Below are 1593 nucleotides of genomic sequence, written 5' to 3'. Positions count from 1 at the left end.
CAAAGCATCAACACTTTCATGGAGAGTTTGATCTTGGCTCAGGACGAACGCTGGCGGCGTGCCTAATACATGCAAGTCGAGCGCAGGAAACCAGATGACCCCTTCGGGGTGATTCTGGCGGAATGAGCGGCGGACGGGTGAGTAACACGTGGGCAACCTGCCTGTAAGACTGGGATAACTTCGGGAAACCGGAGCTAATACCGGATAGTATTTCCTTTCTCCTGATCGGAAATGGAAAGACGGTTTCGGCTGTCACTTACAGATGGGCCCGCGGTGCATTAGCTAGTTGGCGGGGTAATGGCCCACCAAGGCGACGATGCATAGCCGACCTGAGAGGGTGATCGGCCACACTGGGACTGAGACACGGCCCAGACTCCTACGGGAGGCAGCAGTAGGGAATCTTCCGCAATGGACGAAAGTCTGACGGAGCAACGCCGCGTGAGCGATGAAGGCCTTCGGGTCGTAAAGCTCTGTTGTCAGGGAAGAACAAGTACAAGAGTAACTGCTTGTACCTTGACGGTACCTGACCAGAAAGCCCCGGCTAACTACGTGCCAGCAGCCGCGGTAATACGTAGGGGGCAAGCGTTGTCCGGAATTATTGGGCGTAAAGGGCGCGTAGGCGGTTTCTTAAGTCTGATGTGAAAGCCCACAGCTTAACTGTGGAGGGTCATTGGAAACTGGGGAACTTGAGTGCAGAAGAGGAGAGTGGAATTCCACGTGTAGCGGTGAAATGCGTAGATATGTGGAGGAACACCAGTGGCGAAGGCGACTCTCTGGTCTGTAACTGACGCTGAGGCGCGAAAGCGTGGGGAGCGAACAGGATTAGATACCCTGGTAGTCCACGCCGTAAACGATGAGTGCTAGGTGTTAGGGGGTTTCCGCCCCTTAGTGCTGAAGTTAACGCATTAAGCACTCCGCCTGGGGAGTACGGCCGCAAGGCTGAAACTCAAAAGAATTGACGGGGGCCCGCACAAGCGGTGGAGCATGTGGTTTAATTCGAAGCAACGCGAAGAACCTTACCAGGTCTTGACATCCGCTGACAACCTTGGAGACAAGGCGTTCCCTTCGGGGACAGCGTGACAGGTGGTGCATGGTTGTCGTCAGCTCGTGTCGTGAGATGTTGGGTTAAGTCCCGCAACGAGCGCAACCCTTGATTCTAGTTGCCAGCATTCAGTTGGGCACTCTAGAGTGACTGCCGGTGACAAACCGGAGGAAGGTGGGGATGACGTCAAATCATCATGCCCCTTATGACCTGGGCTACACACGTGCTACAATGGATGGTACAAAGGGCAGCAAAGTCGCGAGGCTAAGCAAATCCCATAAAACCATTCTCAGTTCGGATTGCAGGCTGCAACTCGCCTGCATGAAGCCGGAATCGCTAGTAATCGCGGATCAGCATGCCGCGGTGAATACGTTCCCGGGCCTTGTACACACCGCCCGTCACACCACGAGAGTTGGTAACACCCGAAGTCGGTGAGGTAACCTTTTGGAGCCAGCCGCCGAAGGTGGGATCAATGATTGGGGTGAAGTCGTAACAAGGTAGCCGTATCGGAAGGTGCGGCTGGATCACCTCCTTTCTAAGGATAATTGGAA

1 rRNA gene is annotated in these 1593 nt (G+C 54.7%); it reads left to right on the top strand.

Annotated elements, in window-relative coordinates:
• Positions 1-15: 15 nt before the first annotated feature.
• Positions 16-1577 (top strand): 16S ribosomal RNA (locus AB1K91_RS19925).
• The last annotated feature ends 16 nt before the right edge of the window (positions 1578-1593 follow it).

The sequence above is a fragment of the Terribacillus jepli genome (genome assembly GCF_047228925.1).
Classification (GTDB): Bacteria; Bacillota; Bacilli; order Bacillales; family Amphibacillaceae; genus Terribacillus.
This window is presented reverse-complemented; position numbering and strand designations above follow the sequence as displayed.